Annotated in this window: 18 protein-coding genes; 10 read left to right on the top strand and 8 right to left on the bottom strand. The window is 71.2% G+C overall.

All coding sequences use genetic code 11. The features are described from left to right. The first annotated feature begins 27 nt into the window (after nucleotides 1-27). Nucleotides 28-1,608 carry a hypothetical protein gene (locus ACIRF9_RS00155; protein ID WP_403813948.1) on the top strand — a complete coding sequence of 527 codons (1,581 nt, stop codon included), beginning with the start codon at nucleotides 28-30 and terminating at the stop codon, nucleotides 1,606-1,608. Nucleotides 1,609-1,660: 52 nt separating this feature from the next. Here ACIRF9_RS00155 and ACIRF9_RS00150 read toward each other — a convergent pair whose 3' ends face one another. Next, a complete protein-coding gene (locus ACIRF9_RS00150; RefSeq protein WP_403813945.1) occupies nucleotides 1,661-2,074 on the bottom strand; it encodes an organic hydroperoxide resistance protein in 414 nt (137 codons plus the stop codon). Between the two features lie 142 nt (nucleotides 2,075-2,216). On the opposite strand from ACIRF9_RS00150, the gene ACIRF9_RS00145 reads away from it, so the two are divergent. Continuing rightward, nucleotides 2,217-2,720, top strand: coding sequence for a MarR family winged helix-turn-helix transcriptional regulator (locus ACIRF9_RS00145; protein WP_403813942.1), 504 nt, complete (start codon nucleotides 2,217-2,219; stop codon nucleotides 2,718-2,720). Here the strand turns inward: ACIRF9_RS00145 and ACIRF9_RS00140 are convergent. After that, complete coding sequence (locus ACIRF9_RS00140) at nucleotides 2,668-4,251, bottom strand: glycosyltransferase family 39 protein (RefSeq protein ID WP_403813939.1); 1,584 nt, start codon at nucleotides 4,249-4,251, stop codon at nucleotides 2,668-2,670. The genes ACIRF9_RS00145 and ACIRF9_RS00140 overlap by 53 nt on opposite strands. 92 nt (nucleotides 4,252-4,343) lie before the next feature. Between ACIRF9_RS00140 and ACIRF9_RS00135 the strand changes: the two genes are divergently transcribed. The 3 genes from ACIRF9_RS00135 (at nucleotide 4,344) to ACIRF9_RS00125 (ending at nucleotide 7,661) form a co-directional block, all read left to right on the top strand. Then, entirely contained in the window at nucleotides 4,344-5,588 is a 1,245-nt protein-coding gene (locus ACIRF9_RS00135; protein WP_403813936.1) for a glycosyltransferase 87 family protein, read from the top strand. Nucleotides 5,589-5,651: 63 nt separating this feature from the next. After that, nucleotides 5,652-6,638, top strand: coding sequence for a UDP-glucose 4-epimerase GalE (galE, locus tag ACIRF9_RS00130; RefSeq protein ID WP_403813933.1), 987 nt, complete (start codon nucleotides 5,652-5,654; stop codon nucleotides 6,636-6,638). Nucleotides 6,639-6,731: 93 nt separating this feature from the next. Beyond that, a complete protein-coding gene (locus tag ACIRF9_RS00125; protein ID WP_403813930.1) occupies nucleotides 6,732-7,661 on the top strand; it encodes an ADP-ribosylglycohydrolase family protein in 930 nt (309 codons plus the stop codon). Nucleotides 7,662-7,727: 66 nt separating this feature from the next. Here ACIRF9_RS00125 and ACIRF9_RS00120 read toward each other — a convergent pair whose 3' ends face one another. Together ACIRF9_RS00120 and ACIRF9_RS00115 are read right to left on the bottom strand one after the other, a co-directional pair. Further along, nucleotides 7,728-8,372, bottom strand: coding sequence for a response regulator (locus ACIRF9_RS00120; protein ID WP_403813927.1), 645 nt, complete (start codon nucleotides 8,370-8,372; stop codon nucleotides 7,728-7,730). Nucleotides 8,373-8,421: 49 nt separating this feature from the next. Continuing rightward, nucleotides 8,422-9,057 (bottom strand): TetR/AcrR family transcriptional regulator, encoded by a 636-nt coding sequence (locus ACIRF9_RS00115; protein WP_403813925.1) that lies wholly within the window; start codon nucleotides 9,055-9,057, stop codon nucleotides 8,422-8,424. 191 nt (nucleotides 9,058-9,248) lie between these two features. Between ACIRF9_RS00115 and ACIRF9_RS00110 the strand changes: the two genes are divergently transcribed. Both ACIRF9_RS00110 and ACIRF9_RS00105 read left to right on the top strand, forming a co-directional pair. Next, nucleotides 9,249-10,166: an ABC transporter permease gene (locus ACIRF9_RS00110; RefSeq protein WP_403813923.1), complete on the top strand. Its 918-nt coding sequence runs from the start codon at nucleotides 9,249-9,251 to the stop codon at nucleotides 10,164-10,166. Then, entirely contained in the window at nucleotides 10,159-11,031 is an 873-nt protein-coding gene (locus ACIRF9_RS00105) for an ABC transporter ATP-binding protein (RefSeq protein WP_403813920.1), read from the top strand. Before ACIRF9_RS00110 ends, ACIRF9_RS00105 begins: the two co-directional genes overlap by 8 nt. 67 nt (nucleotides 11,032-11,098) lie before the next feature. Here the strand turns inward: ACIRF9_RS00105 and ACIRF9_RS00100 are convergent, their stop codons facing one another. Next, nucleotides 11,099-16,054 (bottom strand): NAD-glutamate dehydrogenase, encoded by a 4,956-nt coding sequence (locus ACIRF9_RS00100; RefSeq protein ID WP_403813917.1) that lies wholly within the window; start codon nucleotides 16,052-16,054, stop codon nucleotides 11,099-11,101. A gap of 940 nt (nucleotides 16,055-16,994) precedes the next feature. Here ACIRF9_RS00100 and ACIRF9_RS00095 point away from each other — a divergent pair. Next, on the top strand, nucleotides 16,995-17,561 hold the full coding sequence (locus ACIRF9_RS00095) for a DJ-1/PfpI family protein (protein ID WP_403813914.1): 567 nt from the start codon (nucleotides 16,995-16,997) through the stop codon (nucleotides 17,559-17,561). Nucleotides 17,562-17,614: 53 nt separating this feature from the next. On the opposite strand, the gene ACIRF9_RS00090 is transcribed toward ACIRF9_RS00095, so the two are convergent. Both ACIRF9_RS00090 and ACIRF9_RS00085 read right to left on the bottom strand, forming a co-directional pair. After that, a complete protein-coding gene (locus ACIRF9_RS00090; protein ID WP_403813911.1) occupies nucleotides 17,615-18,283 on the bottom strand; it encodes an HAD family hydrolase in 669 nt (222 codons plus the stop codon). 59 nt (nucleotides 18,284-18,342) lie between these two features. Then, entirely contained in the window at nucleotides 18,343-18,858 is a 516-nt protein-coding gene (locus ACIRF9_RS00085; protein ID WP_403813909.1) for a DUF6912 family protein, read from the bottom strand. 324 nt (nucleotides 18,859-19,182) lie between these two features. Between ACIRF9_RS00085 and ACIRF9_RS00080 the strand changes: the two genes are divergently transcribed. Then, the gene (locus ACIRF9_RS00080) at nucleotides 19,183-19,773 is read left to right on the top strand and encodes an Rv3235 family protein (RefSeq protein ID WP_403813906.1); all 591 of its coding nucleotides are present in this window, start codon (nucleotides 19,183-19,185) and stop codon (nucleotides 19,771-19,773) included. A 236-nt stretch (nucleotides 19,774-20,009) separates the two neighbouring features. On the opposite strand, the gene secA is transcribed toward ACIRF9_RS00080, so the two are convergent. Continuing rightward, a complete protein-coding gene (gene secA, locus ACIRF9_RS00075; protein WP_403813903.1) occupies nucleotides 20,010-22,853 on the bottom strand; it encodes a preprotein translocase subunit SecA in 2,844 nt (947 codons plus the stop codon). A gap of 281 nt (nucleotides 22,854-23,134) precedes the next feature. Here secA and ACIRF9_RS00070 point away from each other — a divergent pair, with 281 nt between their 5' ends. Then, on the top strand, nucleotides 23,135-23,713 hold the full coding sequence (locus tag ACIRF9_RS00070) for a GNAT family N-acetyltransferase (RefSeq protein ID WP_403813900.1): 579 nt from the start codon (nucleotides 23,135-23,137) through the stop codon (nucleotides 23,711-23,713). Nucleotides 23,714-23,921: the final 208 nt, after the last annotated feature.

The raw sequence follows: 23,921 nt of genomic DNA, 5'->3' as shown, positions 1-23,921 counted from the left end.
CGTCTGCCGCTTTTCGGTTTCCGCCCGGTGAGCGCCGGTGTCCTGACCCGGCGGCCCGCGCGCGGTGCCGGGGCGCTGCGCGGCGGGCGGGTGTGGCGTCCGAGCCCGTTCCAGGTCTTCGGTTTCCTGTTCTGGCTGGTGATGTCGCTGGCGTTCTGGCGGGTGCCGCTGTGCTGCGACGCCGGTGTGCACGCGGCGGTCGTGGAACGCCTGAAGGCCCATCTGCTCCGGCCGCGGCACCCGATGGCCGACCTGCCGGGTGCGGGCAGCCCCTACTACTCGCCGTACGCGGTGGCGGAGGGCGCGTTCGCCCGGCTGACCGGGCTGACGGGGTGGGAGGTGCTGCGGGTCGCCGGGCCGGTGAACCTGCTGGTGCTGCTGAGCGGCATCGGCCGTTTCGTGCGCGCGCTGACGCCGAGGCCGTGGGCGCCCGTCCTCGCGCTGGCGGCGATGACCCTGCTGTGGGGCACGGAACGCGCCTGGTGGAGCGGCTATCTGGGGCTGATGTCGATGACCGGCAACCTCGGCTATCCGTCCACCTTCGCCATCGGGCTCGCCTTCTGGGCGTGGGCCTTGACGGGCGCACGCGCGCGTGACGAACGCCTGGTCCGTTACGTCGGCCCGAGCGGGCTGCGCGGCTTCACCGGGTACGCGGGCCTCGGCGCGCTGTACGGGGTGATCCTGCTGGTGCATCCGATCACCGCGGTGGCGGCCGTGACGGGCGGCCTGGCCGTCGTCCTGGGGTGGCAGCGGGCGTGGCGGCCCGCGGTGGCGGCCCGCTGGGCGGTGACGGGGGCGGGGGCGCTGGCGGTCACGGCCGGATGGCCGTACTTCGATGTGTTCGCGCTGGCCGGGGACGGCAGCGTGGACGCGATGCACCGGCGGCTGTACGACGGCATGACCGGCCACTTCTGGCTGGCCCTGCTGGGGCTGCCGGCGCTGTGGGCGCGGGGGCGGCGCTCGCCGCGCGACCCGCTGGTGCTGATGTTCGCCCTGGACTGCCTGGTGGTGGCGTACGGGTACGTCAGCGGCCACTACACCTACGGGCGGATCCTCGGCCTGACGCTGGTGCCGCTGCAGTTCGCGCCGGCGGTGGAACTGGCGGCGCCCCGGCCGTGGGGGCCGGGGCGGCGGGTGCTGGGGGCGGTCGCGGCCTGCGGGGCCTGTCTGGGGCTGCTGACGGTGCAGGCGGGGGCGGTCGTGCCGCGCGCGCTGGACCCGGTGGGCTTCGAGCAGCCGCCGCGCTGGCCGGCGTACGACTGGGCCGCGCAGCACATCGGGCCCGGGGAGGTGGTGGTCACCGACGGGTACTTCGCCGTCCACGCGATCGCCGGGTACGGACCGAACCTGGCCGCGCCCGCCTGGCCCGACGCGGCGCTGGACGAGCGGGCGCGGCTGCGCCGGCTGGCGGACGTCCGTGCCTATCTCGACCACGACTCGACCCGCGCGGAGCGGGCGGTGATCGCCCGCCGCTACCGCATCCGCTGGCTGCTGCTGACGCGCTGGCACCCGGTGCCCGAGGAGGCCGTGGTGGTGGCGTGGAGCCGGCGGACGGGCGAGGTGCTGGCGCGCGTGGGAAACCCCCGAGAGCGGTCTACGGGGGAGTAACCGCTCTCAGGGGTGGTCACGGGGTGGCTCTGCTCGATGCCGTCCGCGGTGCTTACTCGATGACGAGGTCGACGTCGATGTTGCCGCGGGTGGCGTTGGAGTACGGGCAGACCTGGTGGGCGGTCTCGACGAGCTTGCGGCCGGTCGCCTCGTCCAGCGTGTCGGGCAGCTCGACGCGCAGCGTCACCTTCAGGCCGAAGCCCTCGCCCTGCTTGCCTATGCCGACCTCGGCGGTCACGGCGGCGTCGGAGACGTCGACCTTCGCCTGGCGGCCGACGAGACCAAGGGCGCTGCCGAAACAGGCCGCGTAGCCGGCGGCGAACAGCTGCTCCGGGTTGGTGCCCTGACCGTTGCCGCCCAGCTCCACCGGCATGGCGAGCGCGAGGTCGATCTTGCCGTCGTTGGAGACGGCGCGGCCCTCACGGCCGTGGGTGGCGGTGGCGACTGCGGTGTAGAGCGCGTCCATGGATGAACCATCCCTCTCGGAAGTCTGTGACGGGGGGTGGCCGGCCGGGACGCTCCTCGCGTCCGGGCCGCTCACGGAGATAAGTAGAGCACACAATTCAGTTGTGCACAACTAAATGGCTCGCTGGAGCTACCCTGGAGACATGACCCCGACGTCGACCCCCACCTCCGCCCCCGTCCCCGTCCCCCCGGAGAACTGGCTGCTCCTGGACCGCCAGATCTGCTTCTCCCTGCACGCCGCGTCGCGTGCGTTCAACGGCGTCTACCGCGTGATCCTCAAGGAACTCGGGCTGACCTACCCCCAGTACCTGGTGATGCTGGTCCTGTGGGAGCACGGCGACCTGCCCGTGAAGAGGCTCGGCGAACATCTGCGCCTGGACTCCGGCACACTCTCCCCGCTGCTCAAACGCCTGGAGTCGGCCGGCCTGGTGCGCCGGGAGCGCAGCGCGCGCGACGAGCGTTCGGTGGAGATCCGGCTCACCGAGGAGGGCTCGGCCCTGCGGGAACGGGCGCTGCAGGTGCCCCGCCGGATCGTTTCGGCGACCGGCTTCCGACTGGACGAGATCAGCGAGCTGCGGGAGCGGCTCGACCAGCTCACCAGCGCGCTGGACGCGGCGGCGCTGGAGGAGGACCCGGGGAACCGGTAGGGGCCGGGGAAGCGGTGCGCGCCGGGGAACCGGCGGGAGCCGGGGAACCCCCAGGGGTCGGCGGACGGCGGGTGTACAGGCGCAGGGTCACCCCGTCCCGGACGAACTCCCGCCTCGGCTCGCTCGGCACGAAGTCCTCCGTCACCACGGTCAGCTTGACCCGCTCGGTCGGGTTGCGCGGGTACCACGGGGAACGCAGGGCGTACGGCTCGGCCAGCACCCAGAGCCGGTCCAGCGCGAGCAGACGGCGGCGCAGCTCGGCCGCGCCCCGCTCACGGCCGTAGAGCGTGCCGGAGGCGGGTCCGGAGGCCTTGAGCGCCACGTCCCGCACCCCCCGGAAGCCTTCCGGGTGCGCCACCTTCGCCCGCCGCCCGATGGTCGGCAGGAACACCACGGCGTCCCCCGGCCGCAGCTCGCGCGCGGTCAGCGCGGAGACGGCGGCGAGGGTGTCGGGGCGGGCGCGCAGGGTGCGGTCCTGGCGGTGCAGGGGGAGCTGCTGGGTGAACGCGAGGGCGACGGCGAGGGTTCCCGCCAGCGGCGACAGCGGCGACCTCGCCCCGAGCAGCCGGTCCGCTCCCGCCGCCACCAGCAGCGGTGCCCCGGCGAGGGCGTACAGCACGTACCGGTCGTCGTACATCGGCCGGAGCTGGGAGACGGTGAGCAGGGTCAGCGGCGGCACGACCGCCCAGGGCAGGGCCACCGACGCGAGCGTGAGCCGGCGGGGGCCCGGCAGGGCGACGAGTGCGAGGACCAGGCAGGTCCAGAAAACCAACCCGGTCGGCCCGAGGAACGCGTGCAGCAGCCGCTGCGCACTGCCCGGTCCCGGCCGGGGCAGCCACGCCACCTGACCGGCCTGGTCCTTCGACACCAGGGCGAGCGGAACCAGGGCGAGCACCGCGGCGCCGGCCGCCACGGCCCACCGCGCCCGGACCCTGTTCTCCACGCGCGCGTACAGCAGCGTCACCGCGTGCGCGAGCACCAGCAGCACCGCCAGCTCGTGCAGCAGACAGGTCAGGGCGAGCACGCCGCCGTACGGCCACCAGGACCGCCCCTGGAGCGCCCGGACGAGCAACAGGGTCGCTCCGGCCGCGCCCGCGCCGACGAGCGCGTACGAACGGCCCTCCTGCGCGTAGTGGCCCACCAGCGGGGTCGTCGCGTACAGCAGGCCCGCCCACAGGCCGACGCGCGGCCGCGCCAGCCGTACGCCGAGGGCCGCGACCAGACCGGCGCCGGCCGCCGCCGCGCAGACGGAGGGCAGCCGCAGGGCGACCTCGTCGGGACGGACGGCGAGGACGGCGTGCATCAGGGCGTAGTACAGGCCGTGCACGGCGTCCACACCGTGCAGCAGCCGCCAGATCTGCGGCACCGAGCGCCGCCCCACCTGGAAGGTGACCGCCTCGTCGCGCCACATGCCGCCCCGGTCGAGCCCCCACAGGCCGAGCACGAGCATGACACCGGCGGGGACGGCGACCGCCACGGCCGCACGCCACGGCCTCCCACCCTCCGCACGCCCCGTGTTCACCACGTTCACGGGCCTTATTTTGTGCGACTTAGTACCGCTTCCTGGCTATTGACGGAGTATCTGAACTAAAGAGGCATTCGAGCGGCTTACGATCCGCCGTCATGGAACGTCGTCGTCTTCTCCTCGCCCTCGCCGCCGCCTGGCTGGCCACCCGTGCCCTGATGCTGTGGCTGCTCGCCCACGACTCCCTCGGGATCCTGGGCGGCCGGGTGAGCCGGGAGGTGTGGCGCACGTACCACCACTGGTACGGCGTCCTCTCGCACGGCGCCTTCCCCGCGCACGACACGCTGTGGCAGTACCCGCCGGGCGCCGGTCTCGTCCTGTTGTCGCCGGGCCTGCTGCCGTGGTGGACGTACTTCCAGGCGTTCGTCGCCCTCACGGTCCTCTCGGACGCGGCGATCGCGTTCGCGCTGGCCCGCGCGGGCACCCGCCCCGGCCGCACACTGGCCGGGGCCGCGGTCTGGGTGGGCGGGCTTCCCCTGCTGGTCCGCGTCCCGTTCGCCCGCTACGACGTGCAGGTCACGGCGCTCGCCGTGTTCTCCCTGCTGGCGCTGTCCCGCTCCACGCGCGCATGCGGGGCGTTCGCGGCCCTGGGGGCACTGGTGAAGGTGTGGCCGGCGCTGGTGCTGGTGGGCGTCCGCCGGGGGCCCGACAGCCGGTCGGTGTGGTCGTCGGTGGCGCTGACCGGCGCCTCGCTGTTCCTGCTGCTGGTGTTCGTGTTCCGCAACCCGCTCGCCTTCCTGCTCCAGCAGGGCGGCAGGGGCGTACAGATCGAGTCCCTGGGCGGCACCCTGCTCTCCCTCGCGACCCATGCCGACTGGCCGGGCAAGGTCCACTACCGGTACGGCGCGATGGAGTTCACCGGGCCGTACGTCTCCAGCGTGGCGCACGCCTCGCTCGCCCTCACCGCCGTCGCGTTCGGCCTGCTGCTGTGGTGGCGGATCCGCGCCCGCCACTGGACCGAGGCCGTGCCGTACGACGCCGCGCTGACCGCCGTCCTGCTGTTCACCGTGACCAGCCGGGTCATCAGCCCGCAGTACATGATCTGGCTGGTGGGCCTGGCCGCCGTCTGCCTGACCTCCCGGCACACCACCCAGCGCCCGGTGGCCGCGCTGATCCTGGCGTCGACCGCGGTCAGCGCCGTGATCTTCCCGGTCAAGTACGGCGAGGTCATCGAGTGCACGTGGACCGGCACCGGGCTGATGGTCCTGCGCAACGGCATGCTGCTCGCGGCGGCCGTGCTGTCCTACGTCCGCCTGTGGCGCGCGAGCACGGCGCACGAGGAGAAGCGCGCCGGGAGTTATCCACAGCCCCTGCACGAGAGCCGCGCGCCTGCTTCACTGTGAGACGACTCCATTGCGTCAATTGTCCGCCACCTGACTGAACGACCGACGAGGGGGAAGGTCGACATGACCTGGCTGATCACCGGCGGCGCCGGCTACATCGGGGCGCACGTCGTCCGGGCGATGACGGAGGCGGACGAGCGGGCGGTGGTGTACGACGACCTGTCGACCGGAGTCGCCGCGCGCGTGCCCGCCGGGGTACCCCTGGTGGTGGGCTCGACGCTGGACGGCGAGCGGGTCGCCCGCACCCTCGCCGAGCACGAGGTCACCGGCGTCGTCCATCTCGCGGCGAAGAAACAGGTCGGCGAGTCGGTGGAGCGCCCCCTGCACTACTACCGGGAGAACGTGGAGGGGCTCAGAGTCCTGCTGGAGGCGGTCACCGCGGCCGGGGTGCCGTCCTTCGTGTTCTCCTCCTCCGCCGCCGTGTACGGCATGCCGGACGTCGACCTGGTCACCGAGGACACGCCCTGCGTGCCGATGTCGCCGTACGGCGAGACGAAGCTGGCCGGCGAGTGGCTGGTCCGCGCGACGGGCCGGGCCACGGGACTTTCCACGGCCTCCCTGCGGTACTTCAACGTGGCGGGGGCGGCCTCCCCCGAGCTGGCGGACACCGGGGTCCTCAACCTCGTCCCCATGGTCTTCGAGAAGCTCACCGAGAACGCGCCGCCGCGCGTCTTCGGCGACGACTACCCGACCCCCGATGGCACCTGCGTACGGGACTACATCCACGTCGTCGACCTGGCCGAGGCCCATGTGGCCGCCGCCCACGCCCTGCGGGCCTCACCCGGCCGCGACCTCACCCTCAACATCGGCCGCGGGGAGGGCGTCTCGGTCCGGGAGATGATCGACCGCGTCAACACCGTCACCGGATACGACCGACCGCCCACGGTCACCCCCCGCCGCCCCGGCGACCCGGCGCGGGTGGTCGCCTCGGCCGACCGCATCGCCGCCGAACTGGGCTGGAAGGCCAAGCACGACGTCCAGGACATGATCACCTCGGCCTGGAGGGGATGGGTACGACTGCATCCGGAGGCGGCGCGGCCGACGTCGTAGGCGGCGCGGCCGGCCTCGTAGGCCGTGCGGCCGGCCTCGTAGGCCGTGCGGCCGGCCTCGTAGGCCGTGCGGCCGGCCTCGTAGGCTGGCGCGATGATCGATGTCGCACGTGCCGTCGGGTGTGTCGTCGGCTCCGCCGTGGGGGACGCGCTGGGGGCGCCTTTCGAGTTCGGTCCGGAGGGCGCCTTCTCGGCCCGGTTCCCGGCCCCGGGGCAGGGCGGCGAGATGTGCGGGGGTGGCGGCTGGGACCCGGGCGAGGCGACCGACGACACGCAGATGGCGGTGCTCGTCGGGGAGTCGCTGGTGGAGTGCGGCGGGCTGGACCCGGCGGATGCCTTCCGGCGGTTCCGGCGCTGGGCGGCCGCCGGCCCCAAGGACATCGGCCTGCAGACCGAGGCCGTGCTGAGCAGCGGCGACCCGTGGGACACGGCTGCCGCGCTGCACTTCCAGGTGAGCGGGCGGGCGGCGGGGAACGGCGCGCTGATGAGGGCGGCCACCTCCGCCGTGCACTTCGCGCCCCGGGGCCGCGCCGCGACCCTGGACGCGGGCCGCCGTCTCGCCGCCCTCACCCACGGCGACGCCGCGGCCTGGGAGGGCACGGCGATCTTCCACGAGCTGGTCCGCGCCGCGCTGACCGGCGCCGACCCGCTGGCCGCGCTCCCGGACACCCTCGCCGAGGTCCGCCCCGGACACCGCGCGCGCTACGCCACGGTCCTCGCCCCCGACTGGCACCCGGACCTCGCCACCGAGTTCAACGGCGCGGTCTGGCCCTGCCTGGGCTCCGCCGTCTGGGCCCTGCGCACCACCTCCTCCTTCGAGGACGCCGTCCGCGCCGCCGTGGACGTGGGCGGCGACACGGACACCGTCGCGGCCGTCACGGGCGGGCTGGCCGGCGCGGTGTACGGCATCGAGGCCGTCCCGAAGCGCTGGACGACCGCCGTGCACGTACCGCTGCCGGGGTGGGGCGAGCGGGTGCTGCGCCTCCCCGAACTCACCGACCTGGCACGGCGGCTGGCGGCCTGACCGCCTGCGAACGCCTACGACAGAAAGCCCAGGACCCCCTGTCATAGGCGTCCGTCAGCTGCACACCTAGGCGTTGTTGAGATACGCCAGCACGGCCAGCACCCGGCGGTGTCCGCTGTCGCTCGGAGGCAGGCCCAGCTTCAGGAACACATTGCCGATGTGCTTGCTGACCGACCGCTCGGTGATGACGAGCGTGGTCGCGATGGTGGTGTTGTCGCGGCCCTCGGCCATCAGCTCGAGCACCTCGTGCTCGCGCGGGGTGAGCAGGTCCAGCGGGGAGTCCTTGCGGCGGGTCATCAGCTCGGTGACGACCTCGGGGTCCAGGGCCGTACCGCCGCCCGCGACGCGTTCCAGCGCGTCCAGGAACTCGTCGACACGGCCGACGCGGTCCTTCAGCAGGTAGCCGACGCCGCTCGCGCCGCCGCCCAGCAGTTCGGCCGCGTAGGACTCCTCGACGTACTGGGAGAGCACCAGCACCGGCAGGCCGGGGATCCTCTCGCGGGCCTCCAGGGCGGCCCGCAGCCCCTCGTCGCGGAAGCCCGGCGGCATCCGCACGTCGAGCACGGCCACGTCGGGCCGGTGCTCCAGCAGCGCGGGAAGGATCTCGGGGCCGGAGCCGGCGACGGCCGCCACCTCGTGCCCGGCCGATGTCAGCAGCAGGACGAGGCCCTCCCTGAGCAGGGCGTTGTCCTCGGCTATGACGACTCTCATGCCACCTCGACTCCCGTCGACTCCCGTCACGGCGCCCGGAGCTGCCCGGTCACAGCGCCTTGATCGCCTCCGCGGTCGCCCGCGCCAGCGCGCCCAGGTAGCCCTTGGGCAGCTTCGGGCTGCGGATCACCACCGAACGCCAGTAAAGCGGACCCGAGATCAGATCGAGCGCCAGCTCCTCCTCCAGCCCCGCGCGGACCTCCCCGCGCTGCTGCGCCGCCGCCACGATCTTCAGCGCGACCCCCTCCTGGCCCTCGCGCAGCGTCTTCTGCAACGCCTCGGCGATCTCGGGGTTGCGGGCCGCCTCGGCCTGCAGGTCAGGGATGATCTGCGAGGCCGCGGGATGCCGGAGCGCGCGTGAGGTCACCTCGTACAGCATCCGCAGGTCGCTCTCCAGGCCGCCCGTCTCGGGGGCCGGCAGGCCCTGTACGGCGAGTGCCGAGACGAGGTCGAGGACCAGGTGCAGCTTGGAGCGCCAGCGCCGGTACACCGCGGTCTTGCCCACGCCGGCGCGCCGGGCGATGCCCTCGATGGACATCCGCGCGTAGCCGACGGTCGCGAGCTCCTCGAACACGGCCGCCCGGATGGCTTCCGTCACATCCTCACGGAGCACGGCCGCGCCCGCGGGAGCCCGGCGGCGCGGCTTCGCCTGCGGTTCGTCGGCGTTCGTCGCGTTCGTCGTCATGCCGACCAGCATAGGCCGTTACGACGAAACGGTTGCGTTCCGACGTCAACTGGGCCTACGCTCACGTTGCGACGATACGGTCCCGTCCCGACGTAAGAAAACGTGAAGAGAAACGTAAGAGAACGCCGGGCGAAAGGCTGTGCGGCCGGACGACCGCACGCACCTCCACCCCCCGAGTGAAAGCAGCGGATGTGAGCCAGGTCCTCCACACACCGCCCACGACACAGGCCGGACCCCCCGACGACCTGGCGGCCCTCGCCGCCCGTCACGGCCTCGCGGTCAGCGGTGCCCGCCCCTCCCTGCCCGAGTACATCCGCCAGCTGTGGGCGCGCCGCCACTTCATCACCGCGTTCGCCACCGCCAAGCTCACCTCGCAGTACAGCGACGCGAAGCTGGGCCAGATCTGGCAGGTGATGACCCCGCTGCTGAACGCGGCGGTCTACTACTTCATCTTCGGCCTGCTGCTGGGGACCAAGAAGGGCGTCCCGGACTACATCCCCTTCCTGGTCACGGGTGTGTTCGTGTGGACGTTCACACAGAGCTCGATCATGTCGGGCACCAAGGCCATCTCCGGCAACATCGGCCTGGTGCGGGCCCTGCACTTCCCGCGGGCCGCGCTGCCGATCTCGTACTGCCTGCAACAGCTCCAGCAGCTGCTCTTCTCGATGGCCGCGCTGCTGATCATCCTGTTCGTCATGGGCGTCCCGCCGGCGCTGTCCTGGGTGCTGGTCCTCCCCGTCCTGCTGCTCCAGTTCGTCTTCAACGCGGGCGTGTCGATGATCCTGGCCCGCGCGGGGGCGAAGACCCCGGACATCGCCCAGCTGATGCCGTTCGTGCTGCGCACCTGGATGTACGTGTCCGGCGTGATGTGGAGCATCGACAAGCTGCTCAGCAAGCACACCGACTGGCCTGCCTGGGTCACGGACGTGCTGCGCGCCAACCCCGCCGCCGTCTACATCGACCTGATGCGCTTCGCGCTGATCGACAGCTTCCACGCCAGTCAGCTGCCGCCCCACGTGTGGGCGTGGGCGACCGGCTGGGCGCTGCTCGCCGGTGTCGGCGGCTTCATCTACTTCTGGAAGGCTGAGGAGACGTACGGCCGTGGCTGACAACGCATCCCGCACCGAGCCCTTCGACCTCGCCGACGAGCGGGCCCCCACCGTCATCGCCGACGGCGTCGACATCGTCTACCGCGTCAACGGCACCGGCGGCGGCCGCGGCAGCGCCACCGCGGCCCTCAACCGGATCCTGCGCCGCAAGCAGGCCGAGAAGGCGGCGGGCACCCGTCTGGTGCACGCGGTGAAGAACGTCTCCTTCGTCGCCTACAAGGGCGAGGCCATCGGTCTGATCGGCACCAACGGCTCCGGCAAGTCGACCCTGCTCAAGGCGGTCGCCGGCCTGCTGCCGGTGGAGCGCGGCCGGATCTACACCGACGGCCAGCCCTCCCTCCTCGGCGTCAACGCGGCCCTGATGGGCGATCTGACCGGCGAGCGCAACGTCTTCCTCGGCGGCCTGGCCATGGGCATGTCCAAGGAGCAGATCAGGGAGCGCTACCAGCAGATCGTCGACTTCTCCGGCATCAACGACAAGGGCGACTTCATCTCCCTGCCCATGCGCACGTATTCCTCCGGCATGGGCTCCCGGCTGCGGTTCTCCATCGCCGCCGCCAAGGACCACGACGTCCTGCTCATCGACGAGGCCCTGGCCACCGGTGACGCGCTGTTCCGCAAGCGCTCGGCCGAACGCATCCGCGAGATGCGCGAGCACGCCGGCACCGTCTTCCTGGTCAGCCACAGCAACAGCACCATCCGCGAGACCTGCGAGCGGGTGCTGTGGCTGGAGCGCGGCGAACTGAAGATGGACGGCCCGACGGAAGAGGTCATGGACGCCTACGAGGAGTTCAGCGGGGACCAGAAGGCCAAGAAGAAGCCGGCCCCGAAGAAGCCGGCTCCCCAGCCTGCCGCGACGGTCTGAAACAGAGCGGAAAGGGGCGCCCCCCGTCAGGGAGGCGCCCCTTTCCGTATGCCCTTACCGCGTTCCCCTACGAATGCGTCCGCAGCAGCGTCCGCATCGTGCGCATCGCGACCGACAGGTTGGCCAGGTCGAACGTCTCCGAGCCCTGGATCTCCTCCAGCGTGGTGCGCGCCCGGCCCAGGATCGCCGCGTTCTTCTCCTCCCACGCCTTGAACCGCTGCTCGGGCGTCGAGGTGCCGTTGCCGACGGCCAGGACGTCCGCGGTCAGCGCCGCATGGGCCGCGTACAGGTCCTCACGGATGGAGGCGCGGGCCATGGACTGCCAGCGGTCGGCGCGCGGCAGCTCGATGATGCGGTCCATGAGCTGGGTGATGTGCAGCCGGTCGGCGAGGTCGTAGTAGACCTCGGCGACGTCCTGCGGGTCCTTGCCCATGCGGTCGGCCACCGACACGATGTCCAGCGCCGGGAACGCCGACGAGAACCCGGCCACCTTGGAGGCGAGCTCGTCCGGGACGCCGGCCCCGGTCAGCTCGTCGTAGATCTTCTGCCACCACTCCAGGTCCGCGCCGCGCAGCAGCTTGGTCAGCTGCGACCAGACCTGCTCGACGCGCTCGGCGAAGAAGTCGACGGTCTCGGCGAGCTGCAGCGGCTGCGGCCGGTTGTTGAGCAGCCAGCGGGTGCCGCGCTCGACGAGCCGCCGCGAGTGCAGCCGGATCCGGGTCTGCACGGCCGCCTCGACCGTGTTGTCGAGTTCCTCGACCGCGTCCCACACCGGCGCCGAGCGGAAGATCGCCCGAGCCGCGGTCTGCGCCCGCACGATCTCCTCCAGCGAGGCGCCGGTCTCCTCCCGCAGCCGGTGCAGATACGTCGTACCACCCGTGTTGACCGTGTCGTTGACCAGCACGGTCGTGGTGATCTCACGGCGCAGCGGGTGGCTGTCGATGTGCTCCGGGAACTGCTCGCGCAGCGCCGTCGGGAAGTACGCGTACAGCAGACCGCGCAGATACGGGTCGTCGGGCAGCGACGTCTGCAGCAGCTCGTCCGAGACCGTGATCTTCGTGTACGCCAGCAGGACGGCCGTCTCCGGGCCGGTCAGACCGTGGCCGGACCCGAGACGCTCACGGATCTGCCGGTCGGTCGGCAGGAACTCCAGCGCCCGGTCCAGATGACCCTCACGCACCAGGTGGCGCAGGAAGCGCTGCTGGGCGTGGAGCATGTCCTTGGACTGGGCGAGGGCGTTGGCGATCGCCGTGTTCTGCGCGTAGTTGTTGCGCAGGACCAGCGCACCGACCTCGTCGGTCATCTCGGCGAGCAGCTTGTTGCGCTGCTTGACGGTCATGTCGCCGTCCGAGACGAGCCCGTTGAGCAGGATCTTGATGTTCACCTCGTGGTCGGAGGTGTCCACGCCCGCGCTGTTGTCGATGGCGTCCGTGTTGATCCGGCCGCCGTGGCGGGCGAACTCGATCCGGCCCAGCTGGGTCAGCCCCAGGTTGCCGCCCTCGCCGACGACCTTGGCGCGCAGGTCCTGGCCGTCGACGCGGATCGGGTCGTTGGCCTTGTCGCCGACGTCGGCGTTCGACTCGGTGCTCGCCTTGACGTACGTGCCGATGCCGCCGTTCCACAGCAGGTCCACCGGCGCGCTGAGGATCGCCTTCATCAGCTCGGCCGGAGTCAGCTTGGCGACCTTGCCCTCGATGCCGAGGGCCTCCCGGATGTGTGCGTTGACCGGGATGGCCTTCGCCGTACGGGGGAAGACTCCGCCGCCGGACGAGATCAGGTCGCTGTTGTAGTCGGCCCAGCTCGACCTGGGCAGCTCGAACAGGCGGCGGCGCTCGGCGTAGGAGGTCGCCGCGTCCGGGTTCGGGTCGATGAAGATGTGCCGGTGGTCGAAGGCGGCGACCAGCCGGATGTGCTCGGAGAGCAGCATGCCGTTGCCGAACACGTCACCGGACATGTCACCGATGCCGACCACCGTGAAGTCCTCGACCTGGGTGTCGACGCCCATGTCACGGAAGTGCCGCTTGACGGACTCCCAGGCGCCGCGGGCGGTGATGCCCATCGCCTTGTGGTCGTAGCCGGCGCTGCCGCCGGAGGCGAAGGCGTCCCCCAGCCAGAAGCCGTACGACCCGGCGACCTCGTTGGCGATGTCGGAGAACGTCGCCGTGCCCTTGTCGGCCGCGACCACCAGATAGGTGTCGTCCTCGTCGTGCCGTACGACGTCGGCCGGCGGCACGACCTCCCCGGCCACCATGTTGTCGGTGATGTCGAGCAGCGCCGAGATGAAGGTGCGGTAGCTGGCGATGCCCTCGGCGAGCCATGCGTCGCGGTCCACGCCCGGGTCGGGCAGCTGCTTGGCGACGAAGCCGCCCTTGGCGCCCACCGGCACGATGACGGTGTTCTTCACCATCTGTGCCTTGACCAGCCCGAGGATCTCGGTCCGGAAGTCCTCACGCCGGTCGGACCAGCGCAGTCCGCCGCGCGCGACCTTGCCGAACCGCAGGTGCACACCCTCCACGCGGGGCGAGTACACCCAGATCTCGAACGCGGGGCGCGGCGCCGGAAGATCCGGGATCGCCTGCGGGTCGAACTTCATGGACACGTACGCGTGCGGCGTGCCGTCCGCGGTGTTCTGGAAGAAGTTGGTCCGCAGGGTCGCCTTGATGACGGTGAGGAAGGACCGCAGGATCCGGTCCTCGTCGAGCGAGGCCACCTGGTCGAGAGCCGCCTCGAGCTCCTCCAGCAGCGCGTCGACGATCTCCAGCCCGGCACGCTGCCGGCCCGGCGACATCCGCGCCTCGAACAGGGAGACGAGGAGCCGGGTGGTGTGGACGTTCGTACGGAGGGTGTCCTCCATGTAGTCCTGGCTGAACGTGGACCCGGCCTGACGCAGGTACTTGGCGTAGGCGCGCAGCACCATCGCCTGCCGCCAGTTCAGCCCGGCGCCCAGCACCAGTGCGTTGAACCCGTCGTTCTCCGCCTCGCCGGTCCAGGTCGCGGCGAACGCCTCCTGGAACCGCTCACGCCCGTCGTCGCCGAGCAGGTCGGTGGTGCCGCCGCCCAGCGCCTTGGGGATGCGCAGCCCGAAGTCGTAGATCCAGGCCACCGACCGGTCCGTGCAGCGCAGTTCGTACGGCCGCTCGTCGATCACCTCGACACCGAGCCGGTTCAGCACCGGCAGCACGGCCGACAGGGAGATCGCGTCGCCCTTGCGGTAGATCTTGAAGCGGCGCTCGTCGGGCGCGGCGCCCACCGGCTCGTACAGGCTGAGCGAGAAGTTCTGCTCCTCGGTGAGCCGTTCGAGGTGGACGAGGTCGGAGACCGCGGCGCGCGGGGTGTGGTCGGCCTTGTAGCCCTCGGTGAAGGCGTTGTTGTAGCGGCGCAGCAGCTCGGCGGCCCGCTCCTCGCCCAGTTCGGCGTTGAGCGCCTCGGCGAAGGCGTCGGCCCAGGACCGCGCCGCCTCGACGAGCCGCGCCTCGATGCGGTCCTTGTCGGACTCGGACAGCTCGGGCAGTTCGGTGCCCTGCGGGACGCGGACGACGAAGTGCAGCCGGGACAGGATCGACTCGGTGTTCCAGGCGGTGAAGTCGACGCTGATCCCGCCCAGCTCCTCCTTGAGGATGTCGATGATCCGCAGCCGGACGCCGGTGGTGTAGCGGTCTCGGGGCAGGTAGACGAGCGCGGAGTAGTAGCGCCCGTACTCGTCCTGCCGCAGGTACAGCCGCAGCCGCCGCCGCTCCTGCAGGTACAGCACGCTGGTGACGATGGACCGCAGCTCGTCGACGGGCGTCTGGAAGAGCTCGTCACGCGGATAGGTCTCCATGATCTGCAGCAGATCGCGCCCGTCGTGACTGTTGGGCGAGAACCCGGCGCCCTCCAGCACGGCGCCGACCTTGCGCCGCACGACCGGCACCCGCATCACGGACTCGGTGTAGGCGGCGGAGGAGAACAGCCCGAGGAACCGCCGCTCCCCGACGACGTTCCCCTCGTCGTCGAACTTCTTCACACCTACGTAGTCGAGGTACGACGGGCGGTGCACGGTGGCCCGGCTGTTGGCCTTGGTGAGGACGAGCAGCTTGTGCTCACGGGCCTTGGCGCGGGCGTCGGCGGGCAGCCGCTCGAACGAGGGACTGACGGGGTGGTGGTCCCCGTCGGCGTGGTGCGGATCGGCCCGCAGAATGCCGAGCCCGGTTCCCGGCACGGCGGCCAGGGAGTCGTCCTCGCGCAGCTGGTACTCCCGGTACCCCAGGAAGGTGAAGTGATCGGCGGCGAGCCAGCGCAGCAGCTCACGGGCCTCCTCGACCTCGGCCGCGGGAAGGTCGCCGGGCGTGTCCTCACCGGGCAGACCGTCGGCGATCCGGAGCGCCGAGTCCCGCATCTTCTCCCAGTCCTCGACGGCCTCACGGACGTCGGAGAGCACCCGCAGCAGCTCGGCGGTGACCTGCTTCAGGTCGGCCCGGTCGGTCTCCCGGTCCATCTCCACATGGATCCAGGACTCGACGTGCGCGTCGTGCGGAAGGTCACCGGCGGCGGGCGGGGCGCCCAGCACCTCGATGAGCCGGCCGGCCACATCACGCCGCACCGCGACCTGCGGATGGATGACGAGGTGGATGCCCCGCCCCTGCCGGGTCAGCTCATTGGTGACGGAGTCGACGAGGAAGGGCATGTCGTCGGTGACGACTTCCACGACGGAGTGACTGCAGGTCCACCCGTTCCCCTCGACGGTCGGTGTGTGGACCCGGACGTTGGCGGTGCCCTGTGGCCGGTTCTCGGCCAGCCGGTAGTGGGAGAGCGCGGCTCCGAAGACATCGACCGGGTCGCGGTCCTTGAGGTCTTCCGGAGCGGTGTGCAGGTAGTAACGCTGGAGGAACGCGAGCAGGGCGTCGTGGTCCGGGGTGCCCGGCGTGCCCGACGTGCCCTCGCCCGTCGTCCCAGTCGGTAGGTGCCCCCCGACCGGGCTGTTCTCAGCGACCCGCGCCGCCCTCTCGAGCAGCTCGGCCTTGGCTTCGTCCAGCTTGGTCTGCATTGTCCTCTGACTCCTGTCGCGCGCCGTTGCGTGACGTAGAAGGAAGTGCGGTCTCTTCCCCTGCGGCTCGACGCCACGGCCCGGGGTCTCCGGTCTGCTCCGACGCTATGCCGCAAGGTGAGATGAGCGGGGGGTTATCAGCCATTCTCGGCACCACTCCGAGGTGTGACGCTGCTCTCCACGTCACGCACTTCTCGGACGTACGCGCCGCCCTGGGGCCCCTTGCGCCCCGGCCCCGCCCGCAAGAACCAGCGTCCGCCGCCCGGCCGCGGAGATGGTCCGCACACACCGGGCGCAGGGCAGGGGCAACAACACCCCCGCGAGCTATCGCGCTGATCACGCCACTAAGGCTATCGCTCCCCACCGGGGGCCCGTCATGAGCCGTATGTGTACAAAACAGGGGGGAGAACTTTGACGTTCTGCACAGGGGTGGGGGGTGGGGGTGGGTGCAGGAGGTGGTGTCGTGGGGGCGGGGCGGAGCCCCGCGAGGGGTGCAGGGGACGCAGTCCCCGCCAGGGTCCAGGGGCGGAGCCCCGCCAGGGGTGCAGGGGCGGAGCCCCGCCAGGGGTGCAGGGGCGGAGCCCCGCGAGGGGTGCAGGGGACGCAGTCCCCGCCGGGGTCCAGGGGCGGAGCCCCGCCAGGGGTGCAGGGGACGCAGTCCCCGCCGGGGTCCAGGGGCGGAGCCCCGCCAGGGGTGCAGGGGCGGAGCCCCGCCAGGGGTGCAGGGGACGCAGTCCCCGCCAGGGTCCAGGGGCGGAGCCTCTGGTGGGGTCGAAGGGGCGGAGCCCCTGGGATGGGACGGGTAAGGGCGGCGGGGGCGAGAGGAGTCGACGTCGGCCCCCTCCCGGAGAGACCCTGAAAGCGCCCCCACCTCTTGGCAAGGCCACCCCCGAGAGGCACGTTGCCAAGGACAGCGCCCGCCCGAGAGGAGCCGCCCACCATGCCCACGAAAATCCTCATCGTCACCGGCGACGCAGCGGAAGCCCTGGAAGTCCTCTACCCCTACCAGCGCCTCCTCGAAGAGGGCTACGAGGTCCACATCGCCGCCCCCACCCGCAAAAAGCTCCAGTTCGTCGTCCACGACTTCGAACCCGGCTTCGACACCTACACCGAGAAGCCCGGCTACACCTGGCCCGCCGACCTCGCCTTCTCCGAGGTCGACCCCGGCCAGTACGCCGCCATCGTCATCCCCGGCGGCCGCGCCCCCGAATACCTCCGCAACGACGCCGAACTCCGCAAGATCCTCAAGTCGTTCTTCGACGCCGACAAACCCGTCGCCCAGATCTGTCACGGCCCCCTGCTCACCGCCGCCGCAGACGCCCTCCATGGCCGCCGCGTCACGTCGTACCCCGCCCTGGAGATCGACATGCAGTCCGCCGGCGCCACCTACCAGGACAGCGAGGCCGTCGTCGACGGCACCCTCGTCTCCTCCCGGGCCTGGCCCGACCACCCCGCCTGGATGCGCGAGTTCCTGACGATCCTGCGCAAGAAGGCCCCTGTCACCTGACCCCACCCACAGGTGCGGCGCCCCCAAACCGCCGCACCTCACCTCACCTCACCTCAGGCCGCCAACTGCCCCGCAACCTCGACCGCCTCCGCCAACGAATCCACCACCGGCACCCCCACCCCCTCAAGACTGGCCCGACTGTGCGACCCCCCGGTGTACAGCACGGCCTGCGCCCCCGCATGCAACGCCGCCACCGCGTCATCGGCCGCGTCCCCGATCACCACCGTCCGCGCCGGCTCCACCTCACCCAGCGCGGCCAGATGCCGCACCATGTGCTCCGCCTTGCTCCCCCCGGACGGCCCGACCCGCCCGTCCACCCGCAAGAAGTGCGGCTCGATCCCGAACCCCCGCACCAGCGGAACCAGTTCCTCATGCACGTACATGCTCAGCAGCGACTGACTGTGCCCCGCCGACCGCCACCTTGCGAGCAGTTCCACCACCCCCGCGGTGAGCCCGCACCGCACCCGGTGCTCCGCGTAGTACCGGTGGAACACCTCGTCCATGACCTCCCACTCGGCGTCCGTCGGCAGCCGCCCCATCAGCCGCTCGTAGAACTTCGGCACCGGCACGCAGTACAGCGCCCGGTACCGCTCCAACGTCAGCGGCTCCAGCCCCAACTCCGCGAACGCCGCGTTGGTCGCCCCGATGATCGCGTCGTTGTCATCGAGCAGTGTCCCGTTCCAGTCCCAGACGATGTGCGCCGCCACCCGCTGCTTCCCCATGCCAGAAAACGTACCCGCCCCCACTGACAATCAAGAGCCGAGGCACGCCACCCCGCCCCTCAGCCCCCGGCGCCCACCAGATTCGGAATCTCCTGCGTGGCGAACCACAGCAGCTCATGGTCCTCGGCCCCGTCCACCACGAACTGCGCGTCGTCGTCCCCGTCGTCCGCCGCCCCGAGCGCCTGCGCCGCCGCGGTCACGTCGGTCTCCGCGTCCCCCGCGTCGACATGCACCGACGCCGCCTTGGCCAGCGACACGGCCTCCGACACCCGCACCTCCCCCAGCGCCGCCGGATCCAGCCCCCGGTCGGGGTCGACCACGGCCGCGCGGTCGGGTACGTCGACGGCGACCACGACCCGCCGGCGCGGCGCACCCGCGTCCGCCGCGAGCAGCCGCAGCGAGGCGAGCGCGGCCCGGCTGAGCGCCGCGTACTCCAGTTCCTCGATGTCGTCGGACAGGTACCACTCGCGCAACGCGGGCGTGACGGCGTACGCGACGAGCGGCCCGGACCCCAGCTCCCCCGTCTTGTGCGCCTCGGCGAGGCCGGGGAGGGTCAGGGGGACGTAGACGCGCATGGCCGGCCGCTCTTTCGTCGTCGGATACGGGCCGTCGCTCGGCCCGGAGGACCTTCAGGATACGTGCGCGCGTCCCCTTTCGAGCCCCTCCCCGCACCCCGGAACGCGTCCACTCCACGCCTGGAAATTCACCCCCACCATCTCGCCTGCCGGGCCTTTTCCCCTCCCCGACCACCCTGATAGGTGAACCGCCCGACACCCCCTCGGACACTCTCCGCTCCCTTGCCATTACGTACCGCAACCCCGTACAAGATCGACGACGGCAAGTTACCGACCGGTAGAAGGCCGGGCCGTCGTCCATCAGGCCGATCGAACGGGGACACGATGAACAAGGTCATGACGAGGCTCCAGCGCACGCCCGGCACCCGCCCTCCGGGCCGCCGGGACACCCGCCGCCCCACAGACACCCCACCCCGCACCCGCCAGACCCGCCCGACCCCACCCCCAACACCCACCCACACGCCCCAGACCCCGACACCCCAGCCCCGCCCGACTCAACCGCCCACACCCCAGCCCCAGCCCCGGCCCGCATCCCCCCACCCCACCCACAACTCCCACCGCCCACCGGCCCAGCCCCGCCCCACCGACCTCTTCGCCGACCGCCTCCTCGCGGTCCTCAGCGGCCAACGCCCCGTCCACTCGATGCTCCGCCACACCAAGGGCCGCGCCTACGACGACCTCTCCGACCTCGCCGAACACGGCCCCCTGCGCACCACCCACGGCGTCCGCCCGATCGTCCGGGACATCGGCTACTACGTCCCCCGCCCCGGCGCGATCGAGGCCTTCGCCCGCATCGGCGCCGGCGACCGCCTGCGCGCCTTGGCCTTCCGCCTGGAGCTCGGCGCCGACCGCCGCTGGCGCTGCACAGCCGTGGAAGTGGGAGGCCCCCGCAAGCCGCACACCCAGGACGACTGAGGAGGCCCCCCACAGGCCACCAGGCCGCCCCTGACGCGTCTGCCGCGCCTCTTCCAGGGCGCCCACGGCCCAGCAGGGATTCAGCCCCACCAAGGCTTCAAGGCGAGGGCCGCGCCCATCAGCACACCGAAGGGCACGCAAAAGGGCCGGGACACCCCAGGTGACCCGGCCCTCAAGCCCTCGCGCACCCCACGACACCGTCACCCTCGGCAACGGCCCCGCGGACCCGCACGCTGCTACTTCTTGCGGCGCCGCCCGGCCTTCGCCTGCTTGCGGCGCTCCGCGCGCGTGAGACCGTCGGCCTCGGACCGCACCGGCTCGTCGTCGGCGTCGAAGTCACCCTCGATGGTGCCGCCCTCGCCGTCCACGGTCGGTGCGGAGAAGTGCAGGTTCCGCCGCTGCGGAGCGTCCAGCCCCTTGGCGCGGATCTCCGGACGCGCGCCCGCCTGCGCCGGCACCACGTCCTGCTTCTCCATGTCGACCGGAGCCGCGTCCTCGACCGGCACCTCCTCGACCTGCTGCTCCACCTGGACCTCCAGGTTGAACAGGTAGCCGACGGACTCCTCCTTGATGCCGTCCATCATCGCGGCGAACATGTCGAAGCCCTCACGCTGGTACTCGACCAGCGGGTCCTTCTGCGCCATCGCGCGCAGGCCGATGCCCTCCTGGAGGTAGTCCATCTCGTAGAGGTGCTCACGCCACTTGCGGTCCAGGACCGACAGCACGACCCGCCGCTCCAGCTCACGCATGATCTCCGAGCCGAGCTGCGTCTCCCGCGCCTCGTACTGGTCGTGGATGTCGTCCTTGATGGACTCGGAGATGAACTCGGCCGTCAGACCGGCCCGGTCACCCGCCGCCTCCTCCAGCTCGTCCACGGTGATCTTCACCGGGTACAGCTGCTTGAACGCGCCCCACAGGCGGTCCAGGTCCCAGTCCTCCGGGAAGCCCTCGGCGGTCTCCGCGGAGACGTACGCGTCGATCGTGTCGTTCATGAAGTGCTGGATCTGCTCGTGCAGGTCCTCACCCTCCAGGACACGGCGCCGCTCGCCGTAGATGACCTCACGCTGACGGTTGAGGACCTCGTCGTACTTCAGGACGTTCTTACGGGTCTCGAAGTTCTGCTGCTCGACCTGCGACTGCGCGGACGCGATCGCGCGCGTGACCATCTTGTTCTCGATCGGCACGTCGTCCGGGACGTTCGCCATCGACATCACGCGCTCGACCATCTGCGCCTTGAACAGACGCATCAGGTCGTCACCCAGCGACAGGTAGAAACGGGACTCGCCCGGGTCGCCCTGACGGCCGGAACGACCGCGCAGCTGGTTGTCGATACGACGCGACTCGTGCCGCTCGGTCCCCAGCACGTAGAGCCCGCCGAGCTCCTCGACCTCGTCCTTCTCCGCCTTGACGGCCTGCTCGGCCTTCTCCAGCGCGGCGGGCAGGGCGTGCGCCCACTCCTCGATGTGCTCCTCCGGGTCGAGGCCGCGCTGCCGCAGCTCCGCCTCCGCGAGGTCCTCGGGGTTGCCGCCGAGCTTGATGTCCGTACCACGGCCGGCCATGTTGGTGGCCACCGTCACCGCGCCCCTGCGACCGGCCTGGGCGACGATCTGCGCCTCACGCTCGTGGTGCTTGGCGTTGAGCACCTCGTGCTGGATACCGCGCTTGGACAGCTGCTGCGACAGGTACTCCGACTTCTCGACGGACGTCGTACCGACGAGGATCGGCTGCCCCTTCTCGTGCTTCTCGGCGATGTCGTCGACGACCGCCTCGAACTTCGCGACCTCGGTGCGGTAGATCAGGTCCGACTGGTCCTTGCGGATCATCGGCTTGTTCGTCGGGATCGGAACCACGCCGAGCTTGTAGATCTGGTGGAACTCGGCGGCCTCGGTCATCGCCGTACCGGTCATGCCGGACAGGCCCGGGCTCTCCTTGCCGTCCAGGTCGTGACGCTTGTAGAGGCGGAAGAAGTTCTGCAGGGTGATCGTGGCGAGCGTCTGGTTCTCGTCCTTGATGTCCACCCCTTCCTTCGCCTCGATCGCCTGGTGCATGCCCTCGTTGTAGCGGCGGCCGGCGAGGATACGGCCCGTGTGCTCGTCGACGATCATGACCTCGCCGTCGATGACGACGTAGTCCTTGTCCTTCTTGAACAGTTCCTTCGCCTTGATGGCGTTGTTCAGGTAGCCGACCAGCGGCGTGTTCACCGACTCGTACAGGTTGTCGATGCCCAGCCAGTCCTCGACCTTGGCCACACCGGCCTCGTGGATCGCGACCGTGCGCTTCTTCTCGTCGACGTCGTAGTCGCCGGTCTCCTCGAGGCCCTTCAGCGGGTTGCCCGCCTCGCCCTTCTTCAGGCGCGTGACGAGCTTGGCGAAGTCGCCGTACCACTTCGTGGCCTGGTCGGCCGGACCGGAGATGATCAGCGGCGTACGGGCCTCGTCGACCAGGATGGAGTCGACCTCGTCGACGATGGCGAAGTTGTGGCCCCGCTGGACGAGCTCGTCCTTCGCCCACGCCATGTTGTCGCGCAGGTAGTCGAAACCGAACTCGTTGTTCGTGCCGTACGTGATGTCGCACTGGTACTGCTCGCGGCGCTGGGCCGGCGTCATGTTCGCCAGGATGCAGCCGACGGACAGACCCAGGAACCGGTGGACACGGCCCATCATCTCCGAGTCGCGCTCGGCCAGATAGTCGTTCACCGTGATCAGGTGCACGCCGTTGCCGGAGATCGCGTTCAGGTACGCGGGAAGCGTGCCGACGAGCGTCTTGCCCTCACCGGTCTTCATCTCGGCGACATAGCCGAGGTGCAGGGCGGCACCACCCATCATCTGCACGTCGTAGTGACGCTGGCCAAGGACGCGCTTGGCGGCCTCACGCACCGTGGCGAACGCCTCGGGCAGCAGGTCGTCCAGGCTCTCACCGTCGGCGTACCGCTGCTTGTACTCATCGGTGAGGGCCCGCAGCTCGGCGTCGGAGAGGTCGACGAAGTCCTCTTCGATGGAGTTGACCTGGTCCGCGATGCGGTGCAGCTTGCGCAGGATTTTGCCTTCGCCTGCACGCATGATCTTCGAGAGGACGGACACGGGGGTTGGTCTCCTTGCCGGTCGGGCCTGGGACGGTCGGTTTCCATTTGACTTACTGAGCAACGGCCATCGTATGCGAGGACCCCGCCACCCCGGGAGGCCTGCCGTGGCGAGGACCGCACACTGTCGCGCACACGCTCCAAAATCTTCTTCAAACAGGACAACGTCCGGTCCCCGCCGATAGTGCCGCCCACCCACCACGAATTGCGCGAATTGTGATCACCCGCTCACACCCCGCAAACCGATGGCGTCCCCCGACCGCACCCCACCACAATCCCCCGATGGAGCCCGTCACCCTCACCACCGACCGCCTGGTCCTGCGCCCCGTCGGCCCCCACGACACCGACGCCGTGTACGCCGCCGCCCAGGACCCCGACATCCAGCGCTGGACCACCATCCCCTCCCCCTACCTCCCCGAACACGCCCGCGGCTTCACCGAGCAGATCGCCCCCGAAGGCTGGGCCACCGCCTCGATGTACACCTTCGGCGTGTTCCTCCCCGACGGGGCCCTCACCGGCATGCTCAGCCTCACCATGCGCACCCTCGGCACCGCCGAGGTCGGCTTCTGGGCCGCCAAGGAACACCGCGGCCGCGGCTACACCACCGAGGCCACCCTCACCGCCGCCCGCTGGGCCTTCACCCACCTCGCCGTCGACCGCGTCGAATGGCGCGCCGAAGTGGGCAACACCGCCTCCCGCGCGGTCGCCCAGCACGCCGGCTTCACCCTGGAAGGCACCCTCCGCTCAGCCATCAACAACAAGGGCGTACGCCGAGACTGCTGGATCGCCTCCCTCCTCCCCTCAGACCTGGGCCTCCCGTCGGCGGCACCGTACTTGCCGACACCGGGGTACATGTCCTGAGCCGTCCGGAGGCCGAGTCGGGGGTACGCGTCTTCAGCCCGTCCGGCGTTTGAGGACGAGGCCCCTTCAGGGCCGAAGCGGGGGTCCGGGGGCGGCAGCCCCCGGGGACGGGAAGGGCAGGGCCGGCGGGGGCGAAACCCCCCCCCCCCCCCCCCCCCCCCCCAACCCCCCCCCCCCCCCCCCCCCCGGCCCCCCCCCCCCCCCGCGC

Origin of the sequence: Streptomyces sp. NPDC096132 (genome assembly GCF_044763345.1) — a bacterium.
Lineage (GTDB): Bacteria > Actinomycetota > Actinomycetes > Streptomycetales > Streptomycetaceae > Streptomyces.
The sequence above is the reverse complement of the archived record's forward strand: the minus strand, read 5'-3'. Positions and strand labels throughout refer to the sequence as shown.